The sequence below is a fragment of the Ruegeria sp. CE12 genome, assembly GCF_056537525.1.
Map to the genome: position 1 here is coordinate 65427 of NZ_JBQFRS010000010.1, position 19153 is coordinate 84579.

A 19153-nucleotide genomic window follows, 5' to 3' on the forward strand; every position below is an offset into this window, starting at 1 on the left:
TCACCAATTGACCTCATACTGCGATCTGGCAATCTGCTGACGGAATCTAGGAAGAGCTGACTGCTAGAATCGCTTGTCCAAAGGTTATTGAGTGGAATTGTCGACCGAAGCGACTCTGACGAGTTGCTTCGGCTTCCTTAGTACGACTTAATTCTTAAAGTTTGTTCCGAACATCTGATTTGGAGTACTGCGTAGTTTTTCAAGCGTTAGGTGCAGGTTCAAACAAAGAATATATTTATAGAACAGAACTTTAAATTCGTTCATCGAAAGGCATCGCGGCTGCGACAGCTTTTAAGAACTGCTCCGGGGAAATGTTGAGTGCACGCGAGAGGATAACAAGTTCTGGTACATCTATGCGCCTTTGACCCGTCTCTATCCTGGCAACAAATGACTGATGACACTTTAGCTTCTCGGCAAGCTTCGCTTGCGAGTAACCTTGGGCCTTGCGGGCAGAGATGAGTGCGGAGATTAGCGCGAGATGCCCTGGCGAGCGGAGAGATTTCGTCACTTTGGTGTCCGTTTAATGCTTCGGACACTTCCAATAATCTCGTTTTCAGATTATCTAAAAATCAGATTAAATATATAAGAGCGGATGATGAGAATTGTTAAACATATAATCAGCGCAGTTTTGCTCCCCTGCACCGCGTTTGCCCAAGAACCCCTCACGCCAACTCCGGACAAATATGTGCCTATCGAGCCCGTCTACTCGATCCTTGGCATTACACCCGGTTGGACCGCCGATGAAGCTAGAGAAGCATTTTTAGCGCATTTAGATCAACCACTTGCCGATGAAGTGGTGGCTCTAAATGTGCGCAGTTCTAATGGACGCGAATTCCAACACGAGTATACCCAGCGATTGCTATCGCCTTGGGTGACGCCGTTTATGCGTATGGGGCAGGAACCATATGAGGAAGTGACCCTGTCTCTGGCAACCGGAGTTCTCGAAGGGCGGCTCTTGGGTGTTCAGAGAGCCATCGTTGAGATTGGAAATGATCGCCCTTCAGCAGAAGCAGTGTTTGCCCAGGTCAAAGAGATTTTCGGTCCACCGTCTTATGAGAAGTTGGACAGCTTTGAATCTCATCTCTTGTATCTGCATAGTTCGGATGGTTTCATTTCAAGTTTAAGGGACCTGGACACTCAGATCGTCGCCCAATCTGGTCAGGGTAATCTTCGCTCGTCGACTGGAGTGGCGGGTGGCCAGTTTGACAACGAAACACCTTGCGTCACAGCGATCGGTCAGCCTGCAATCTACCAGTTCAAGTCACCACGCACAGATGATCCGCTCGCTGGTTGCGATCTCGTGTTCCATGTACAGGTGCAGGCTGCAGACGGAAAAACCACTGTTCGCTTCGAGTTAGTCGACTATGCGCTGGTTCGATTGAACCGCGACGAAACGGATCGCCAAATCCTTGAAATACTCGAACAACCACAGTCGGAAAGCAAAATTAAACTATGACGGAGCGATCAAAGGTTACCGTGCAGGACTTGGAGACTAGGTTTGCACCCGTTTTTGCGCTCAAGGCGGAAAGCAAGGTGTTCGATCCCGATGATCCTGTATTGACAGCTTCGGACCTGCGTGCTGCCTGGAGTGCACTGAACGACGCCGTTCCTGCCGTGGTGGCTCATTGTCAGTGCTTCAGTACGAAGCCAGAAGATGACGAACAATCAAAGATGATTTCATTGTGGGATTTCATGAGCGGTCGCGAAGTGTGGATCAGTGCAAATAAGCGCGGTGGCTACGATCTGCGTGTGTTGGCTGAGCATGGGGAATGGTCTGAAACCCAGCTGTCGTTGGATGTGTTGTTGTTGAAGCTGCTGGCGTTGGACTATTTGCCCGAGCAATTTCGAGCTTTCTCCTGTTAGGCGCTGATGAGGTGGGTCGATGACGATCTGGTACACGGCCGATACTCATTTTGGCCACGATAACATTCTTCGTTTCTGCAGTCGTCCGTTCTCATCCGTCTCCCAGATGGATGCGACCTTATTGGAAAACATGTGGAAACTGGTCAAACCCGACGACCATCTATGGATTTTGGGTGATTTCGCTTTTGGTGCCAAGGCGAAAGACAGCGCTTATGTCGAAACAATCTTCAATCAACTTCCAGGAGCAGAGCGACATCTGGTGGTTGGGAACCATGATTTGGAGCCAACACTCGAATTGCCTTGGGATTCTGTCTCGAACTACAAGGAGCTTCGAGATGGCCCGCAAAACCAGCTAAATACACTTTGCCACTATCCGATGGTCACATGGAACCACGCCCGCAGAGGAGCGTTGCAGTTCTTTGGTCATGTCCACGACAACTGGCATGGCACGCGCAACTCGGTGAATGTCGGCGTTGATGTCTGGGACTTCCAGCCCGTTACGTTCGACAATGTCGCGCGACGGGCGAAAAGACTGCCGCAAAATAAGCATTGGGCGGACGCAGAGCCAAGAAACGCCAGTTCTAGCGTAGTATGTAACAGGCTCTAAAGACCTGTTCGAGGAAGTCCCAGAGAACGTCCGTAGTGAGCCCAAAGCGGATCCATCATTTGGAAACAGATAACATTTCCGTGGCATCAATTAGGAATGCGTTGAAAATCGACTGCGCAAACAACTGTAACTTTGGTTGGAGGTGCTAACTAGGACTCTACTTTGGCCGATATCTACTGAGTGTCTTCAGTATCATATTCCGTGTATTTACGTCGTTGTCGAAAATCCTGTCGGCGAGAAACTCGGACGGAAACTCCGGCCATGTTTTTCGCATTTCAGCAACGAGCTGTCGTGCTTCTTCTGAATTTCCCAACTGATCGTGCGCAACGGCTTGGAATAAGAGCGAAGGAGCACTGACTGGCGCTCCAGCAGCAGGCGCTCCCTGAAAGGCTTCAACAACATTTTCGTAGTTCCCGAGCATAAGTTGCGAAACGCCCCATATGTTTCTCGCGCCAAACCTACCAGATCCTGATTTGGGTCTCTCTGGGTAGCTAACCTCGGCGGCAAGTTCCGGGGCGTTAGCCAAAATGGCGGTGATACCTGCAAGGTCGAGAATATGGCCATCATTCGGCGCTAGTTCGACGGACATTCTTGCGTATTTCAATGCCTCATTTGGCTGATCTTTGACAGCCAGCACCCAACCGTTTGCGCTGTTTGCCCACGCATCGGCCGGGGATAATTGAAGCGCTTTTCCAGACATTTCTGAGGCTTGATTGAAGAAATCATCCCTCTGTGCTTCATCCGGCGACAATACCGCCAGGATCGCCAGGACCTGCGCTGATCCGGCATAGCCGTCAGACAGAGCCGGGTCGAGTTCAATCGCGTGCTGGAACATTCCCAGTGCTATTTTCTGACGTTTGACATCAAAAACGGGAAAAAACATGCCTCGGGCTTGATCCGCAAGGTTCGCCGCCTGGAGTCTTGTCAACGATTGTTCACCAAGCGCCACACGTTCGGCTTGTTCGATGGATCGAGTTGTTGGCACAACCTCCCTGTTATCCTGGCTCATCCAGATGCCGAGCACAGCGACTAATCCAAGAACACCCAATCCGGCTGGCAGCAGTTTCAGCGAACGCCGACGCCCATCAGGCTCATCGCTGTCCCACGCACTTGATGTGCGGTCTTCAATTATAGGTACGTATGAAAACCGCGGCTTGTATCCGCCGGGGTCAACAAAAATGCGAACTCCATTGCCGTCCCAGTGATCTTCATAGAACTGATGCAAAAGACGACGCAGTCGCCTAGCCTCAACGCGGACCAGGTTTTGACCACCAGTACCATCAATGCGCCGCCCATAGACCTCAACAGCGATAGCTTTGCCTCGAATCTGAGTGCTTCGACCCGATAGAGATTCCTCGACTATATAGGTGAGAAATTGCGTGAGTCGGGGTGAAGCTTGAAACCCGTCGCTTGATACAATCCGACTCAGGGCTTCCCGGATGAGCTCCGGGGAAGGCTGTCCAACATGTTGATTTATTGGCAATTCGTTGGATTCGTTCAATTTCAACTCACCCCCAACTCACGGTGACTCACTTGGCCTTTGCGGTCAACCGCACTCATCTTGATTTGAGAATAGATAGTGGGTGTCGGGATTTTTCCAGTGACGGTGGACCTGATTGAAGAAATTCCAGAACTTTCCGATGTGCTGTCGAGGCACATCGAAACGGATGCGTTACTCGGCGAGGTCATAGAAGACCTGAAGAAAGCATCTGCGTTTTCGAAAGACGCATCGATCACAGCCTCAGAGCGCGCCGAGTGGGCCCACATCAAATCTGAACTCATCAACGAGCTTCGCCGGATGTTGAAACGCAACCAGTGAGATACTTCTAACTGAGGACCAATCCATGACCAAGGAAGACAATAGAAAAGACCAGGACGACAAACAGGTTCAGGCGTCAGATCAAATTGAAGACCCGTCGCGGCGGAGTGTTCTTAAAGGCTTGGCGACCGGAGCGGCTGCGACAGGGGCAGCTGGGTTTGCGGCAGGAAGTGCCGAGGCCCACGAAGGAGACGGTCCACTAGGAGAAACACTCAAGAACCCATACGGTGGTCGACCCGCAGGCGGCGTATCTTTGCCGGAGTACTTCCGTCCTACGAAATACATGACTGGTTCAAACGCGAACTATTTTCCACTGAGTGAGGAATTGGGGCCAGATGAGATGCGAATCTCATTCTGTGGTTCAACACCATATCCGCCGCGCGAAGATCAGGCGGGTACTTGCATCATGGTGGAGTTGGGAAATGGAAAACGTTTCTTCTTCGATTTTGGATCTGGTTGTGTCCGCAACATCATTGCCATGCAAGTGCCAGGGCAACTGATCAACGACATCTTCATCTCTCATTTGCATGTCGACCACTACGCCGACATTCCTTATATTTATCCGTTCCGTGCTTGGTCGGGTGGTTACACGCCACTACGCATCCATGGTCCCTCTGGTCGGACACCCGAACTTGGGACAGCTGGAATGGTCAAAGGCATGCAGCAGATGCTCAAGTGGCATCTGGAGGCCTTTGATGTGTTCCCGATTGGTGACGGCTACGAGATCGAAGTCAACGAGTTTGATTTCCGTCAGGAAGGCGGAATCGTTTATGACGAAGATGGCGTGACTGTTCGGTCTTGGCCTCGAAGCCATGCCAAGGACGGTGCGGTTGGCTATCGGCTCGATTGGAACGGGCTGAGCTTTGTATGGACCGGCGATGGTCGCCCGGATGAGCTTTCACGGAAATACGGCGAAGGCGTTGATGTCTTTGTAACCGAAATGTCGGGACAGGATATTGGTCAGCTGATGACCTACAAATACGGTATCCCACAGGATCTCTTTAACTACACTATCGATACGCATCACACCTCCCACTATGCCGTGGGTAAGCTCTTTGCTGACACAAGGCCGCGTTTGGGAATGGTGACACACTATACCCAGGACGAAGACATCGATGCAGAAATGCTGGCTGGTATTCGCGCCCACTACGACGGTCTTTTCCAATGGGGTCTCGATGTAGCCGTTGTGAATGTGACCAAGGATGCGATCTGGTACAGAAAAGCTGCACTGCCCGGAAAATCCGGCACTGTACCACCATTTCGCGAACTGGCTGCGGCAGCCGAGGCCGGGCGTATTGAGCTTCCGGATGAAATAACACTACCGAATCCGAGGCTCACCCGAGCCGATCAGCAAGACCAGAAGTACCGTGATATGGAGATCGATCCACGCGAATACTACCCAACTGACGTTTTCCGAGCACCCGGCGGGGACTGGCCGCAGGACTTTACCATCAAAGTTTCGGATGTAATCGGCTCGCGTGATGAAGATTGAGAGGAGATCGAACAATGATTGAATTTGGTTCGACTTCTGCGATCCCTGTCACGATCCTTACCGGCTTTCTTGGAGCCGGTAAGACAACACTTTTGAACCGGATCCTAACAGGCAATCACGGGTTGCGGGTTGCGGTTCTTGTAAATGACTTTGGATCCATAAACGTCGATGCAGACTTGGTGGTCGGCCTCGAAGATGACGTTATGAGCCTGGCAAATGGGTGCGTTTGCTGCTCGATACGAGATGACTTGATCGAAACGGTGGAAGCCGTTCTCGCCCGGCCCGAGAAACCGGAATACATCGTCCTTGAAGCAAGTGGAGTGTCGGATCCGTCATCAATTGCGATGACATTTACCGATCAGAAGTTTCGGGACATGATCCGCTTGGACAGCCTTATGTGTCTGGTCGATGCGGAACAGCTTTTTGCTGCGCCGGAACAAATGGAACTGAAACTCCGTCAAATCGCATTTTCAGATATGGTTATTTTGAACAAGGTCGATCTTGTCGACAGGGCCGCTGTTCAAAGGGTGCACGATTGGCTCGGGTCTCGCTTCCGTCGCTATCGTTTGGTCGAAGCTGTCAATGCGGACGTTCCACTGGATATACTTCTTTCAGTCGGTCGCTTTGCCGCCGAACAGCTACAAACAGAAATACCCGATCATCACGAACATGGACCGGATTGTGGTTGCCACGCCTCTGATCACTCAGACAGCTTCTCAACAACCATGATGAAAGCTGAACGCCCGATAAGCTTATCTTCGCTCCGGAGCGCAATTCGGAAGCTTCCAGGCGATGTCTATCGCCTCAAGGGTTTTGTTTTTAGTGAGGAGGATCCAGATCACCGTATTCTTGTTCAGGTCGTTGGAAAACGTATGGACATCGCACGGGATGGAGCATGGGGTGACCGCAAGCCCGAAACAAGGCTTGTCGCAATAGGCGCACCGGGGGCGCTCTCCGAGGATGTGCTTTCGGATACGCTTATGGAGACAGTCTGAGAGCCAGATTCGATCAAGTATTTTGGCTATAGGTCAACCGTGCTGGACAATTTCATCCAGTTCGGCGGGGGACGGTTAGTGAGTGGACCGTTCCCCAATTTATGGCATCGGACCTATTGGATGGGCTTAGCTTCAGGGAGCGGCGAAATTGCAAATTAGCACCGAAAATAAACGCCTATCTTGTTTGCATCGCGGTCACTAACACTATTTCTTGGAATAAGTGGGCTGAGCTGGAAGAGGACTTTCAGAATTACTTGAACGAGGCAGTTTCTAGAAGACTGATGGCATCGGGAGAACAGCGATGTGTTTCGAGGCATCTATGCCTTATAGTTCGAGTTTTTTGGCGTTTGTAAATGCGATCGGGAACTGGCGTTGTTTCGGAGGTTAACTGATGCTCATCGTCTTAAGTCTTTACTTCGGCTTGATTTGGTTGGTGTTTTCCAAACTTAAATGGCTCCCGTGGAACGGGTTTTGGAAAACGGTTATCTACGCTGGCGCAGCAGCGATTACTCTTGTCGTAATAGGAGCTCTCAATCACACGACACCCACTGGCCCAGTTTCAGTTCAAGGGATTGAGACAAATATTGCACCTAACGTATCGGGAACAGTTGTCGAGGTAGCTGTTGAGGCCAATCAATCGGTTAGCGAAGGCGATTTACTCTTCAAAATTGACCCTGACGTATTTGCCTCTGAAGTATCACGCCTTGAGGCTTCTCTAGAAACGGCTAAGTCTTCAGCAGACCAATTAGTGACTGACCTCGCCGCAGCCGAGGCAGAAATCGAGTCTTTGAATGTTCAGCTTCTCTTCGGTCAGCAGAGGCGTGATGATATCATTCAATTAGAAGAACGAGGCGCATCGACAACTTTTCAACTTCAAGAAGCTGTCGCAACGATTGATCAACTAACGGCCAATATCCGAGCAGCTGAAGCGCGCAAGCAGGGATTAGAGCGTCGAATTTCTGCTACTATTGATGGGCGAGACGCAGCAATTGTCGAAGCTGAAATGGCGTTGGAACAAGCCAAATGGAATCTTGAAGAGACTGAGGTTCACTCACCAGGAAATGGTGTCGTTTCTGCTGTCACTCTAAGGCCTGGAAACCGCGCCACCACTTTCCAAGGTGCGATAACCTTTGTTGACCCATCGGATTTCGCCATTGTGGCCTCCCTCCCGCAATCCAGTCGTCAAAATGTTAATATCGGAGACGAAATCAGGCTGGCGCTGCGTACGCAGCCCGGCACGGAGCTCTCCGGCATCATTGTTGCCATGCCGGTCGGATCCGCTGAGGGGACACTGGATCTACGTACAGGTCTTCCTTCAATACGCGAGCTAGCCGGTATTTCTAGCTACCCGGTGTTGATCGAGTTAGCTGACGGTTCCGATTTTGAAGCTCTACCTTTTGGTACATCTGGCATAGCATTGGTAATGACTGACAAAGCAGGCGCAATCGGGGTTCTTGCCGAAATCCTATTCTGGGTAACTAAACAAATGAACTATTTGTGACTGGTAGTGGGTGCCATGCTGCAACGAATTGCAGCGTTGTCCGCTGCCCTGCCACCTGAGAAGCGTGTAGGAATGTCCGGTTTGCGCGGTTCGCCGCTTGCTGCATATGCGAAACCATAGATGGGGCGAACGGCTGGTTAGGGCTCGAAGCGGCTGATGTTGTGGCCACATTAGACCCATCCGAGCTAACCGCAGTGAATAGCAGCAGAGAGCCCTTAGCGGTCATTGCCTCGCAATTGGGCTGCTGCAGTTGCATTGGGCAGCTCGCAGCCCAAAACGGACATTCACAATTAGACTTTGCAATTCCCGAGAAGCGTAACAGATCAACCATTTGCTCGCGCTGCTAGTGCTTGCACAGCATCAGTTCGCAGGAGCGGCACGAATGTCTCTGCGTTGCTGCTGATGGCGTCAGGCCAGTCATTCATAGCCACGAGGAAACCTTGATCACGTACCGCTCTTTCGCCGCACCCAGGCCTGACAAGAGCGATGCGGAATAAAGCTGGTATTCGCTGCTGGTCCGGCCTCAAAATCTCTATAACGACAGATTAATGCCAGATAATTTCTTTCGGTGGTTCACCAGGCAACTTGGTCACCGGCAGTTTCAAATACTACTAGCCTTAGCGGTGCTACCATTGCGACGAGGGAAACTTCCTTGACTCTATGCTGGCTAAGAACCACAAAAGTGTATTGGTGAAATTTACTCGTCGCCGCGATGCTGCCGGTTACGATAATCCAATAGCCTTCAGACTAACTGTAGCATGTGCCCCAGCATAGGAACGGGTTTCGCTGGGGTCTTCGCTATGAGCTCGTTCCTCGCAAGCATTTGAAACTGTCACCCGACATGCACCAGTCATCGCGTGACCCATGAAAGAAGGCGCCGTATGAACAGCACATGGCTCATAAATTGCGTGCTTGATGACTGATAGATCAGGTCTCAGGCTCCGTTTCAATCAGTCATTCATCGTGTTTACGCGCTGCATTCTTTGTTTGATCCCGGCACTCTTGGTGTTGCTCTCAGGAACGCAGCTTCCTGCTCAAATCGCAGGCACTGTCGATGGATCGGTTTGTGACGAAGGTTTCGAAAACAAGAACGGATCCTGCCAAAGAACAGACTTTCCAGAAAACGCATATTTGACGGGTAGCTCCTTTGGTAGCGGCTGGGAATGCAATCACGGTTTTCAGAATGTCGGAGAACTCTGTGAGGAAATAAGGGTTCCTGAAAATGCCTATCTTGCATCAACCGGAGATAAGTGGGAGTGCAATCGGCTGTTCCAGCGTGTCGGGGAAGAGTGCCAAGAACTGATTGCACCTCAAAATGGATACGTCGAATCTCGGTTTGGCGTGCAGGAAATACACTGCAACTGGGGATTTCGTAAAGAGAACCAGGATTGTATTGCAATACAAGTCCCAAAAAACGGTCGTCTGAGCGACAAAAAAAGCTCGGATGGTTGGGTATGCCTAAGGGGTTACAGGGCAGCGGAGAGCGGCTGCGAGCCCGTGGCTGTTCCGAAGCATGCATATCTTGCCCCTGAAACTTATTCCGGGTGGAAATGCGAACGTGGTTTTCGCGCCAACCGGCACAGGTGCGTTGCGATCCTTGTCCCTTCAAATGCTCACTTAAATCGTAGGGGTGATGGTTGGGAATGCAATCGGCCGTTCACACGACAGAACGATACGTGCACCGAAAATGTGCCGCGACAATAGGTTGGTGGAAATCAATAGTGCCCGACATATCCAGAAGGACTAAGCCGTGAACCATAACTCGATTGATGAAAACCTGGGTAAAAGCATCAAAGCCGAAAAGGCTCGTCGCCGGTCCTACGGGATTAAAGTATCTGTGGCGTCGGCGGTGTTTGTTGCGGTGATAATTGTAGTGGTGTTTCTCTGATGCGTAAAAATACCCCTCAAGTAACCCTCCCGGACTCAAAGATGTCAGCTCATGGTCTGGAACAAAGAGCATTTCAGGACCGCAGCGTTCGTAAGACGCGGAACGCTGACGTATCAGGTGTGGTTGAAGTGGAGTTTGGGAAGTACTTGATTAAAGCTGGCATTCTGAGCGGTAACAGCGTTGCGCGCGCATTCCCCAAGCCACCAGCGAAAACGCAGGCAATGATTGCCGATGCAGTCGGCGAAACACCGGCATTGGCCATTGAAGCCTTAAAAGAAATTCTCGAAGAACGAGACAGGAAGCGTAGCGGTCAACGCCGCTTGGAGGGAAACTCCGGCACCCTCATTCCCAGTGAAAGAGAATATGCCGAGGCATTGCGCCAGATCAGGTTCTCCCCTGCGCAGCTCACAATGCTCAAAGCACTTACAATTGCTGGCAAGGAGGGTCTGACTATTGGCCACCTGTCTCAGGCGGCCGGGTACAAATCACGCGAAGCGTCCATCAAGGTCTTTAAGAAAATCGGACTATTGATTGCGGAGTATCTAGAGCTCGAACTTCCCGAAGCCGGATCGGCACAGAATGATGGAGCCGCGCAGGTCCTGGCATTTTCTCACATCGAAAGTGACGATGAGCCAGCAACTTGGATTATGCATAAGGAATTGCGCGACGCTGTTCGTTCGGTTCTATGACGTGCGTTATAGCGCCTGCTTTTGAAGCGAACTCCAAACCGAGATAAATGCAAGAAAGGTTGCACACATAGCTTATGTTGGAAAAACGATCATATCCGCTAGAATTGATCTATGTACCTGTTAAACGTGCAAAAACACTTGATCAGCAAAAAGTCCTGACGTTGGCCGAAGATATCCTGAAGAACGGCCAGAAGACCCCGATCCAGATACGCACTGACAACAAAAGGTTCGTGCTGATTGAAGGCCTTCACCGATTAGAGGCCATTCGCGCCTTAGGTGGTGATACTGTCGAAGCCTTTTTGGTGCGCGCCAGATTACACTAAACTTTTGTTGGGATTGGCGTTCGACAAAGCCTGAGAAAACGTCATCAAGCGCTGACTTTCTTCATCCCAAAGATGCAATCGTGCGCAATGAAAGCTCTCATATAGAGTAATACGCTGGCAATTTTCCAACTCGGAATGGTCACGCAAAACCTCGTTTAGCCGATAAAACGGTATGCGGCTGGCAAGGTGATGAACATGGTGCACACCAATATTGGCAGAGAACCACCGAAGGATGCCTGGCAGGGCATAGTGAGAACTTCCATAGAATGCGGCGTTCTGAAGATTCCACACTTCTTCCCGCTCCCAGGTCGTGTGTTCAAACTGGTGTTGAATATAGAATAGCCAAATACCAATCGATGCGGCGACGATCATGGTTGGCAGGAATACAAAAACCAGTACATCTAGGCCTCCGGTCCAAAAAATCAGAGCCAGGACCACCGCAATCGCGGCGTTTGTTCCCATTGCACTTACCCAATACAGCCAGCCTGACCGCATGAAACCAAAGGGCAAGCGATTTTGAAGAAAGAACGTGTAGACCGGTACGATACAGAACAGGAAGAAGGGGTTCCGGATTAATTTGTAAGCGGCACGACCGGCCCACTTTCGTTTCAGGTATTCCTCTACAGTCAACGTAGGGATATCGCCCATCCCGCGCCGATCAAGGTTGCCGGTTGAGGCGTGGTGAAACGCATGGCTTTGCCGCCAGACGTCATAAGGTGTGAGGGCGAGAACACCCAGGACCCGGCCTGTCCAATTGCAAACGGCGCGATTTCTAAAGAAAGATCCGTGACCACAATCATGCATGATGATGAAGAGACGCACCAGAAATGCGGCGTTCAGGATGGCCAGTAGAACAGCGACCCAGACACTAAAAGATAACGCAAACCACGCTGCGCCCCATAGCGCGAAAAAGGGGATGACAGTGACTGTCAGTTCAAAAACGCTACGCTTCGTATCGGGCACACGGTATTGCGCGAGCACCCGGGTCAATTCCTGCTGTTGCAACTGACTTGTTCTCCAACGGCTCTTAGGAACCCTCTGAGCAAACGGGCACCCCAGAAGGGTGCCCAAAAGAGGTCAAGCGAGTGCTAGGTTGGCGGCGCTGTCGCGTCCGTCACGGCCAGCTTCGATGTCGAAGGTAACCTTCTGGCCATCCTTCAATTCGCTGATGCCGGAACGTTCAAGTGCTGAGATATGCACGAACACATCGCGCTTGCCATCTTCAGGCTCGATAAAGCCAAAACCTTTGGTCGAATTGAACCATTTTACTGTGCCATTTGCCATGGTGAAGGTCTCCTAATACTTGCCGCCCGCATCATTGCGGCGACTCGGCGTGGTCGGTCTGAATCGAAAGACTGAACGCCGAATTGAGGAGACAGCAGGTCGAAAAAGAAAAACGTAAGCCTTGTGTATATGGACTTCGAATACCCACGATACAAGCCTTGGTGCTTTGGAGGACAACAGTGGATCAGAGGCTGTCCGGCCTAGAAGCAGGCAAGTAGAGGCGAGAATGTTGCTATTCGATCCAAACTTAAAGGCGGCTTGGGTCAGCGGCTCAGAAGACTAACGACCACTTTTAGGAATTTATCCTGCTACATACGAGATAGCGATAAGCGTCCGTTTTGGCGCCTTAGCGAGACTTTGCAAAGTCCGGTTTCTGCGCATTCCTGCCATCTGAAGTGATCAGTGTTTCGACCGCAGCGAACGGCAGCTCTGTGGCCATTGTGAGTTCCGCGAAACCTCAATATTTCGCATGGTGCGAACGGCAGCAATGCGGGCCTGCAAACGCAGCATTTCAAAACGGCGCTCAATGACGGCTTTGGGCCGTTACGCGAAGTGCTTTGCACCGGCCACGCAAAGCACGACGAAAACCGTTGCCCAGATCATCGAAGGCGCGACCGGTTCCGCTAGTAAGGCCGCCGCAAGGATCAAGCCGAAAAACGGTTGAAGCAATTGTAGCTGCCCAACACCTGCTGTGCCCCCGCGAGCCAGACCGCGATACCAAAACACAAATCCAACCAGCATCGAAAAAATGGAGACGTATCCCAAACTGAGCCAGACAGGCATGCTCAAATCGGCAAATGTGTCAGGCCATGTGAAGATTGCGAGAATGACCATGAACGGTGATGACAAGACAAGCGCCCAGGAAATCACCTGCCAACCGCCCAATCTACGCGAGAGCAGCGCCCCTTCGGCGTAGCCCAATCCACAGGCGAGGATTGCCGCCAGCATCAACAGGTCTCCGATCAGGGACACTTCCGCACTTTGCGTGAGGGCAAAACCAACGACGGCCGCACTCCCCAAGACGGAAAACACCCAGAACATTCCGGCCGGTCGTTCGCCGCCGCGCAACGCGCCAAATGCGGCGGTGCTCAAGGGCAAAAGCCCGATGAAGACGATCGAATGCGCAGCCATGATGTGCTGGAGGGCTAAGGCTGTTAGCAGTGGAAAGCCGATCACGACGCCCAAGGCCACTGTTATAAGGGATCCAAGATCCGACCGCGACGGCTTCAGCTCTTTGAATAAGACCAGTAAACCCAGTGCCAGAGCTGTCGCCAGCACGGCACGAGCTGAGGTCAGAAAAAGGGGGTCAAATCCACTTACGGCCACTCGTGTTGCGGGCAAGGATCCACTGAAGATCAGCACACCGACCAATCCACTGCCCCAACCCGAAAATGAAGACGTCATCGCCACACAATCCTTTTTGGATTTTGTAGTGGAAGCGCTGTGGAAAACGCAGATACAGAACAGTACAATTCATTCGAACTGTATTGATGGATGAACCCAAACAGATTGATAGTACCATGGTCAAAGCGACCCGTCGCACCCTCGTGATGGATCATATCACACGCAGGATACGGTCTCGTACATATAGCGCAGGCACCAAGCTGCCGTCTGTCCGGTTGCTCGCGCGTAGATTGGGTGTCTCGCCCTCGACCGTAGTTGAGGCCTACGACGTCTTGGCCGCTGAGGGCGTTATCTTTGCCCGACGCGGTTCTGGTTTCTTTGTTTCCGACCGCGTTCAGCCCTTTGTCGTGTCGCAAACCGGACCACAGCTTGAGCGAGAGATTGATCCGCTTTGGGTCGCTCGGCAATCCATTGATGCAGAAGACTGCATGGAGAAGCCCGGATGCGGGTGGATGCCGTCAGACTGGATGCCTCTGGAGTCATTGCGTCGGGCCATGCGCAATGTGGCACGGGGCAACAGCACTGTGTTGACCGATTATAGCAATGCAAAGGGGCATGCGGGCCTGCGCCAACACGTAGCACGCATGTTGGGCGATCAAAACATAGACGTCGACCCAAACACCGTTTTGCTTACTAATTCTGGGTCACAAGCGCTTGATTTGATCTGCAGATTGCTGCTCAAGCCGGGTGATACAGTTCTGGTGGACGATCCGTGCTATTTCAATTTTCAAGCCCTCTTGCGTGCGCATCAGGTCGCACTTGTTAGTGTGCCCTACACGCCCAATGGTCCCGATCTCACGATATTCGAAAGCGTCCTACGCAAAGAGCGTCCCCGGCTCTATCTGACCAACTCGGCATTGCACAATCCAACTGGCGCGACGCTCTCAGCAGCGACCGCGCATCGTGTGTTATCTCTGGCCGAGGCCCATGATCTGCTTATTGTGGAAGACGCTATCTTTGCTGAGTTCGAGCCGGACCTGTCTCCGCGTCTAGCCGCGTTGGATGGGCTGGACCGTGTTCTTACGATTGGCAGCTTCTCCAAGACGCTTTCGGCGTCGCTACGATGCGGATACATAGCTGCCCGGCCTAGCTGGATTGCCGCCCTGACCGACCTTCAGGTTGCAATCAGCTTTGGTGGGCCGAGCCCGATGGTAACAGAATTGCTGCATGCAGCCCTCACCGATGGAAGCTACCGCAAACATATGGACGCGCTGAGGGCCAAACTGGATCGCGCCCGCGCGCGTTCTATCGCTGAGTTGGGCACCCTGGACATCAAGCCGTTTGTGAATCCCAAGGGCGGATTTTACCTATGGTGTGAGCTGCCAGACGGAAGGGAGGCTGCCATGCTGGCACGGGAAGCTCTCAAACAAGGCGTTGTGCTTGCCCCTGGAAATGTCTTCAGCCCGACCCAGTCCAAGAATTCGTTTATGCGCTTCAACGTGAGTCAGATGACGGGAGTGACGCATAAGAAACTGCTTCGCGAGCTGATGAGTGCGACCAGGCCTCAATGACCGCTTCGCGGAATCCCAAAATCGAAATCAGAAAGCTCATCCATCATCAGGTTTTTGATCGCTCGCTTGCTGCTGATTTCAGAGAACCCAACTCTGTCCGGATCAAAAGCACGAATGTGCCGCGCAACGATGCGTGTTCGATCCGCGTTGTCGCCTCGAAATTTTCAATGTTCCAGAATAAAGCTTTAATGCCCATGAAAAATTCTCATTAAATTTGAAAATTTAACTGCGCTTCGGGTTCAACCTCGGCGCGAGATCAATCGAATTTGCACCGGTAAATGATCGCTTACGCCACGACCTGTTCCTGGATCAAATCTGCGAGGCTCGATGTATCCTTTGTTATCCTCGTCCACCATAATTTGCTCAGGAGTCACGATCAGCGTTCCGAAGCTTCCTAAGTCTGCAAACCAGTTTTTATCGGAAGGTTGGGATGGGCTGAGAGTCGAAGACACAAGGATCATGTCTAGAAACGACCAAGTGTTCCAATTGTTGATAAGCCTATCAACAAACTTGCTGGAACCGGGTGCATCGCAACCTTGCCTAATGAGAGGTGAAGCATACCAGTTTCCGAGACGCAATAGTCTGGTGAAGCTGTCTGTCGGCGTTTCATTGCAGTTTACATTAAAGTCACCGGCAGCTACCGCTAACGAACCTTCCGGGAGTGCTTTGACCAGATTGTTGAGGTTATTCAGAGCGCGAATCCGGCATCGAAAAGGGCTCGCTCCGGATGGAAAATGTACCCCAAATACGTGCAGAGTTTCACCGTCTGGCAATGTCAGTGGAACTTGAAGGATATCGCGGGTTTTACCGCAGGTTTCAGCATCTCTGTCGAAATCAATAACATGCGCCTGCGCTTGCCCGGCAAGTGGAAGGGTCGTGAGAATACCTACATCTATCCCTCGGCTTTCGGGTTCGTCGCTGGTATCAAGCTGAACTACTGTGTAACCAGCTTGGGGAATGAAGGTCTCAATCAGGTCGTCAAGGACGTCTTTATTCTCGGTCTCCGGAATAACCACTACTTGGGGTAGAACGGGTATTGCGGCAAAGGTTTCGGCTATGCGAGACAACTTCTGTGCATAAACCTCGTCACTCCAGTCGAGGGTCTTGCATTGGTTTACGTAGAAATCACTCGAGCCATTCCAAGTTTCACATTTTTCATCGTGAGCCGCTTGATCAACTTGCTTGACGGACAGCGGCAGATAGGTGTCATCTCTGGGGTTTCCGGGGTCATCGGCTGTATCGAACAGGTTTTCGACGTTGAAGGACACGATTGTTACAACATCGGAGACAGCTGGTGTTGCTAGGCAAAACGACAGCAAAAACAATGCAGAAGCACGCATAGGCTTTTCCAATCACATAAAAAATATCTGCCTATGATAGCAGAAGTGATCAAGAATGATAGGAGGCGGTATGTTAAACGGCGTCAGTAGTTTCGCAACCTTGGTTCGATCAAGTCGTCGAGCGGCCTGCTCTGGTTACTAGGTCGTCAACGAAGAGGTTTATTTCGCCAGTGCCCAATTCAATTCTTTCAGAAGAAATTGCCCCGGGCACGCAAGGAGATTGAGTTAATCGACAAGTGTTACCTTGGGTTGAACGGCCTCACTTGACTGGTCCAATTTGATTGTTAGTGCATCATCCACCTTTGATCCATCGGGATGATGGTTTCGGGCCTATCATGTTCCTTGTCGTCAATGTGATCTTGTTGATCGGAGGACAGTTCATCGAACCCCCGGGCCTTCTGGTGGTCGTCGCACTGCTCGTGTTTCCGGGTGCCATTGAGCTTGGAATAGGTCCGATTCACTTGGGCATCATCTTGGTGGTCAATATGGAAATCGATATGATTACATCACCGGTCGGGCTGAATCTCTTTGTGACATCAGATGTTGCCGGTATGCCAACGATGATTGTGGCTCGAGCAAACCTGCCGTTCCTGGCGGTTTTGTTCGTCTTCCTGATCATGATGACCTATAACCCTGCGATAAGGGTGTAGGGCAGGCCCATCTCTGCAATCGATAAGGAAACTTTCCAGCCATTGGGCGTGGGCCAGAAATAAAGGTCAATGGGATTAGCCATCGGGGGGTACTCCTTTCAGCGACCAGATCAGAGATCCGTCAGAGTGCCAGTAAATGCCTCGGCAGCCATTCCCAGCGTTTCAGACAAAGTCGGGTGGGGGTGAATTGTCAGGCCGATATCATGGGCATCAGCGCCCATTTCGATGGCCAGCGCCGCCTCTGCGATCAGTTCACCGGCGTTTTTTCCGACGACTCCCGCCCCCAGAAGTTTTCCGGTTTCCGGATCATAGATTTGTTTGGTCACCCCTTCGCCGCGAGCCAGTGACAGGGCCCGGCCCGATGCCATCCACGGGAATTTCGCGGTCTTGATCTTTCGACCTTCGGCCTGGGCTTGCGCTTCGGTCAGTCCGACCCATGCCACTTCAGGATCTGTGTAGGCAACCGAAGGGATCGCAGCCGGTTCAAACGCGGCCCTCTCGCCGCAGGCGACTTCAGCCGCCACTTTGGCCTCGTGAACGGCTTTGTGCGCCAGCATCGGTTGGCCAACCACATCACCAATCGCAAAAATATGCTGCTGTGTCGTGCGCATTTGCAGATCGACCGGCAGAAAGCCGTTTTCACAATTGATCCCGGCCATATCGGGGGCGACCCTGGCCCCGTTTGGTACGCGGCCGACAGCGACAAGGATACGGTCGTACTCTGCAGTTGTTTCTCCGTCCGGTCCCTCGAATGTCGCGGTCAGCGATGCGTCGGCCTCTACGCCGGTTACCTTGGTTCGGGTGCGGATCGCAGCGTATTTTCCGCCAATCCTATCGGCGAGCGGTTTGACGATATCGGGATCCGCACCGGGGATAATCTGATCGGCCAGTTCGACGATTTCGACCTGAGACCCAAGTGCATGATAAACCTGCGCCATTTCTAACCCAATGATGCCACCGCCGATGACCAACAGCCGATCCGGCACATCTTCCAGGGCCAGCGCGCCTGTGGAGTCAATAATTCGCGGATCATCGGGAAGGAAGGGTAGGCGGACAGGTTGAGAGCCAACGGCGACAATCGCCTGATCAAAGCTTAGCTCCGTTTGGCCTTCCTCTGTTGTGACGGACAGGCTATGCGTGCCGGTAAATGCGGCGCTGCCCCGGATCATCGTGACTTTGCGCCGATTGGCGAGACCTGACAGCCCACCGGTCAGTTTGCCCACAACGCTGTCGCGAAAATCGCGAATGGTCGCCAGATCAACCTTGGGCGTGCCAAAGTCCAGACCATGAGCCGCAGCGTCCGCCGCTGCCTCTTTCAGATCGGCCAGATGCAACAACGCTTTGGATGGAATGCAGCCCACGTTCAGGCAGACGCCGCCAAGTGTAGCGCGTGGGTCGATCAAAGTGACTTTGCGGCCCAGATCAGCGGAACGGAACGCCGCAGTGTAGCCGCCAGGACCAGCCCCGATGACAACCAGATCGGCATGGTTTTCTGATATGGCGGCGGGCGCAGGTGCGGTGCTTGGCGCGTCGGACGACACGGCGCTCGCTGGTTTGAACCGCATGACCACGGTTCCGGCAGACACGGGATCGCCTTCTTGCACCAATATCTCAGCCACTTCTCCGGCAAAGGGCGCGGGAATATCCAGCGTCGCCTTGTCGGATTCCAGCATGAGGATCGGATCGTCTTCGGCAACAGTATCACCAACACCTACAGTGATCTCGATCACCGGAACATCTGCAAAATCCCCGATATCGGGAAGTATCACATCATTGAGCATTCGGGG

At 52.1% G+C, this 19153-nt stretch carries 17 protein-coding genes and 2 pseudogenes; 11 read left to right on the forward strand and 8 right to left on the reverse strand.

From position 1 onward, the window contains the following. Positions 1-250: 250 nt before the first annotated feature. Positions 251-508: a helix-turn-helix domain-containing protein gene (locus tag ACR0IO_RS18870; protein WP_480743639.1), complete on the reverse strand. Its 258-nt coding sequence runs from the start codon at positions 506-508 to the stop codon at positions 251-253. A gap of 87 nt (positions 509-595) precedes the next feature. Between ACR0IO_RS18870 and ACR0IO_RS18875 the strand changes: the two genes are divergently transcribed. From ACR0IO_RS18875 to ACR0IO_RS18885, 3 genes are all read left to right on the forward strand, one after another. After that, positions 596-1456 carry a hypothetical protein gene (locus tag ACR0IO_RS18875; protein ID WP_480743641.1) on the forward strand — a complete coding sequence of 287 codons (861 nt, stop codon included), beginning with the start codon at positions 596-598 and terminating at the stop codon, positions 1454-1456. Between the two features lie 77 nt (positions 1457-1533). After that, on the forward strand, positions 1534-1863 hold the full coding sequence (locus ACR0IO_RS18880; RefSeq protein ID WP_480743644.1) for a hypothetical protein: 330 nt from the start codon (positions 1534-1536) through the stop codon (positions 1861-1863). A gap of 19 nt (positions 1864-1882) precedes the next feature. After that, positions 1883-2470 carry a metallophosphoesterase gene (locus ACR0IO_RS18885; RefSeq protein ID WP_480743647.1) on the forward strand — a complete coding sequence of 196 codons (588 nt, stop codon included), beginning with the start codon at positions 1883-1885 and terminating at the stop codon, positions 2468-2470. 157 nt (positions 2471-2627) lie between these two features. Here the strand turns inward: ACR0IO_RS18885 and ACR0IO_RS18890 are convergent, their stop codons facing one another. Continuing rightward, a complete protein-coding gene (locus ACR0IO_RS18890) occupies positions 2628-3971 on the reverse strand; it encodes a tetratricopeptide repeat protein (RefSeq protein ID WP_480743649.1) in 1344 nt (447 codons plus the stop codon). Positions 3972-4070: 99 nt separating this feature from the next. Between ACR0IO_RS18890 and ACR0IO_RS18895 the strand changes: the two genes are divergently transcribed. The 6 genes from ACR0IO_RS18895 to ACR0IO_RS18920 all read left to right on the forward strand — a co-directional run bounded on the left by ACR0IO_RS18895 (position 4071) and on the right by ACR0IO_RS18920 (position 11177). After that, positions 4071-4289, forward strand: coding sequence for a hypothetical protein (locus ACR0IO_RS18895; protein WP_480743651.1), 219 nt, complete (start codon positions 4071-4073; stop codon positions 4287-4289). Positions 4290-4314: 25 nt separating this feature from the next. Next, on the forward strand, positions 4315-5781 hold the full coding sequence (gene gntH, locus ACR0IO_RS18900) for a guanitoxin biosynthesis MBL fold metallo-hydrolase GntH (protein WP_480743653.1): 1467 nt from the start codon (positions 4315-4317) through the stop codon (positions 5779-5781). A gap of 14 nt (positions 5782-5795) precedes the next feature. Further along, positions 5796-6776, forward strand: a complete 981-nt coding sequence (locus tag ACR0IO_RS18905) for a CobW family GTP-binding protein (RefSeq protein ID WP_480743655.1) — start codon at positions 5796-5798, stop codon at positions 6774-6776. A gap of 391 nt (positions 6777-7167) precedes the next feature. After that, positions 7168-8277 (forward strand): HlyD family secretion protein, encoded by a 1110-nt coding sequence (locus tag ACR0IO_RS18910; RefSeq protein ID WP_480743657.1) that lies wholly within the window; start codon positions 7168-7170, stop codon positions 8275-8277. Positions 8278-10164: 1887 nt separating this feature from the next. After that, positions 10165-10854: a hypothetical protein gene (locus ACR0IO_RS18915; RefSeq protein WP_170335036.1), complete on the forward strand. Its 690-nt coding sequence runs from the start codon at positions 10165-10167 to the stop codon at positions 10852-10854. Positions 10855-10928: 74 nt separating this feature from the next. After that, entirely contained in the window at positions 10929-11177 is a 249-nt protein-coding gene (locus ACR0IO_RS18920; protein WP_170335034.1) for a ParB N-terminal domain-containing protein, read from the forward strand. On the opposite strand, the gene ACR0IO_RS18925 is transcribed toward ACR0IO_RS18920, so the two are convergent. The 3 genes from ACR0IO_RS18925 to ACR0IO_RS18935 all read right to left on the reverse strand — a co-directional run bounded on the left by ACR0IO_RS18925 (position 11169) and on the right by ACR0IO_RS18935 (position 13865). After that, positions 11169-12248 carry a fatty acid desaturase gene (locus ACR0IO_RS18925; protein WP_480743660.1) on the reverse strand — a complete coding sequence of 360 codons (1080 nt, stop codon included), beginning with the start codon at positions 12246-12248 and terminating at the stop codon, positions 11169-11171. The two genes, ACR0IO_RS18920 and ACR0IO_RS18925, sit on opposite strands and share 9 nt — an antisense overlap. A 6-nt stretch (positions 12249-12254) precedes the next feature. Continuing rightward, positions 12255-12461: a cold-shock protein gene (locus ACR0IO_RS18930; RefSeq protein WP_170335032.1), complete on the reverse strand. Its 207-nt coding sequence runs from the start codon at positions 12459-12461 to the stop codon at positions 12255-12257. Between the two features lie 543 nt (positions 12462-13004). After that, positions 13005-13865 carry a DMT family transporter gene (locus tag ACR0IO_RS18935; RefSeq protein ID WP_480743664.1) on the reverse strand — a complete coding sequence of 287 codons (861 nt, stop codon included), beginning with the start codon at positions 13863-13865 and terminating at the stop codon, positions 13005-13007. A gap of 86 nt (positions 13866-13951) precedes the next feature. On the opposite strand from ACR0IO_RS18935, the gene ACR0IO_RS18940 reads away from it, so the two are divergent. Next, positions 13952-15376 (forward strand): aminotransferase-like domain-containing protein, encoded by a 1425-nt coding sequence (locus ACR0IO_RS18940; protein WP_480743666.1) that lies wholly within the window; start codon positions 13952-13954, stop codon positions 15374-15376. 239 nt (positions 15377-15615) lie between these two features. Here ACR0IO_RS18940 and ACR0IO_RS18945 read toward each other — a convergent pair whose 3' ends face one another. Then, the gene (locus ACR0IO_RS18945) at positions 15616-16716 is read right to left on the reverse strand and encodes an endonuclease/exonuclease/phosphatase family protein (protein WP_480743668.1); all 1101 of its coding nucleotides are present in this window, start codon (positions 16714-16716) and stop codon (positions 15616-15618) included. Between the two features lie 320 nt (positions 16717-17036). On the opposite strand from ACR0IO_RS18945, the pseudogene ACR0IO_RS18950 reads away from it, so the two are divergent. Beyond that, positions 17037-17366, forward strand: a pseudogene (locus tag ACR0IO_RS18950) (TRAP transporter large permease subunit); the annotation flags it as partial. Here ACR0IO_RS18950 and ACR0IO_RS18955 read toward each other — a convergent pair. Both ACR0IO_RS18955 and lpdA read right to left on the reverse strand, forming a co-directional pair. Beyond that, a pseudogene (locus tag ACR0IO_RS18955) lies at positions 17360-17449 on the reverse strand (glutathione S-transferase family protein); the annotation flags it as partial. The pseudogenes ACR0IO_RS18950 and ACR0IO_RS18955 overlap by 7 nt on opposite strands. A 27-nt stretch (positions 17450-17476) precedes the next feature. After that, complete coding sequence (gene lpdA, locus ACR0IO_RS18960) at positions 17477-19147, reverse strand: dihydrolipoyl dehydrogenase (RefSeq protein WP_480743670.1); 1671 nt, start codon at positions 19145-19147, stop codon at positions 17477-17479. Between the last annotated feature and the right edge of the window lie 6 nt (positions 19148-19153).

Coding starts and splice junctions, on each gene's coding strand:
- ACR0IO_RS18930 (WP_170335032.1), bottom strand. CDS start 12,461: ATGGCAAATGGCACAGTAAAATGGTTCAATTCGACCAAAGGTTTTGGC.
- ACR0IO_RS18945 (WP_480743668.1), bottom strand. CDS start 16,716: ATGCGTGCTTCTGCATTGTTTTTGCTGTCGTTTTGCCTAGCAACACCA.
- ACR0IO_RS18920 (WP_170335034.1), top strand. CDS start 10,929: ATGTTGGAAAAACGATCATATCCGCTAGAATTGATCTATGTACCTGTT.
- lpdA (WP_480743670.1), bottom strand. CDS start 19,147: ATGCTCAATGATGTGATACTTCCCGATATCGGGGATTTTGCAGATGTT.
- ACR0IO_RS18885 (WP_480743647.1), top strand. CDS start 1,883: ATGACGATCTGGTACACGGCCGATACTCATTTTGGCCACGATAACATT.
- ACR0IO_RS18910 (WP_480743657.1), top strand. CDS start 7,168: ATGCTCATCGTCTTAAGTCTTTACTTCGGCTTGATTTGGTTGGTGTTT.
- ACR0IO_RS18940 (WP_480743666.1), top strand. CDS start 13,952: ATGGATGAACCCAAACAGATTGATAGTACCATGGTCAAAGCGACCCGT.
- gntH (WP_480743653.1), top strand. CDS start 4,315: ATGACCAAGGAAGACAATAGAAAAGACCAGGACGACAAACAGGTTCAG.
- ACR0IO_RS18875 (WP_480743641.1), top strand. CDS start 596: ATGAGAATTGTTAAACATATAATCAGCGCAGTTTTGCTCCCCTGCACC.
- ACR0IO_RS18905 (WP_480743655.1), top strand. CDS start 5,796: ATGATTGAATTTGGTTCGACTTCTGCGATCCCTGTCACGATCCTTACC.
- ACR0IO_RS18935 (WP_480743664.1), bottom strand. CDS start 13,865: ATGACGTCTTCATTTTCGGGTTGGGGCAGTGGATTGGTCGGTGTGCTG.
- ACR0IO_RS18915 (WP_170335036.1), top strand. CDS start 10,165: ATGCGTAAAAATACCCCTCAAGTAACCCTCCCGGACTCAAAGATGTCA.